The sequence below is a fragment of the Christiangramia aquimixticola genome (genome assembly GCF_048285835.1).
In the GTDB taxonomy this organism is placed as follows: Bacteria; Bacteroidota; Bacteroidia; order Flavobacteriales; family Flavobacteriaceae; genus Christiangramia; species Christiangramia aquimixticola.
Genome location: NZ_JBLVTL010000149.1, coordinates 1 through 321 on the forward strand (window position 1 = coordinate 1; position 321 = coordinate 321).

Here is a 321-nt window from a genome sequence, read left to right on the forward strand (position 1 = left end):
GTTTGAAAACCGGTGAATAGGTGTTGTTGTTTGTGTTTTGGAAATTAAAGCCCCAAGTCAATTTTCCTGGATGATATCCTTTTTGATCGAGAGAGATTCGAAGATCATAGTCATTTACAAAAAGGGCATTGGCCGAGATCCAATTGACTAATTCAGCTCCCAGAATGACATTCAAAGATGGATTTACCAGGTAAGTATCATAAAATAACTTCCTGAATTGAGTCATTTCCTCCGATTCAAATTTCGGTGTATTATTGGAGATGAAGTAAAAATTGGGAAACTCGAGCATCTCGTAATTGGCAAAATTGAAACCCAGCCAAG

General features: G+C 37.4%; 1 protein-coding gene. It reads right to left on the reverse strand.

The features are described 5' to 3' along the window. A partial coding sequence (locus tag ACNKXV_RS13890) for a hypothetical protein (protein WP_417908313.1) occupies positions 1-226 on the reverse strand: 226 nt, incomplete at its 3' end. Between the last annotated feature and the right edge of the window lie 95 nt (positions 227-321).